1 protein-coding gene is annotated in these 293 nt (G+C 30.0%); it reads left to right on the top strand.

Annotation, left to right across the window (positions count from 1 at the left end):
• Nucleotides 1-293 (top strand): hypothetical protein (locus ACY2RX_RS14640; RefSeq protein WP_490104723.1); only part of this gene is annotated, 293 nt, incomplete at both ends.

Raw genomic sequence — 293 nt, 5'->3', positions numbered from 1 at the left:
CTAATAAAGTAAATAATGGTTTGTTTAGACATATTCCTATTCCAAACTGGACACTGCGTTATAACGGATTACTGAAATTAAAGTTCTTTAAAAGTAATTTCAGCAATTTTGTACTTTCTCACGGGTACAGATCTTCCTATACAGTTTCTAGTTTTACTAACAATTTACAGTTTGATGGTTCAGCAAAAAATACAGCAGGTAATTTGGAACCCGAATTATTAGTTTCTTCAGTTACTTTAGTTGATGAATTTTCTCCTTTGGGAAAAGTAGATATGAAAATGAAAAACTCTTTT

It is taken from the genome of Polaribacter sp. 2405UD43-2 (genome assembly GCF_058147125.1).
The sequence above is the reverse complement of the archived record's forward strand: the minus strand, read 5'-3'. Positions and strand labels throughout refer to the sequence as shown.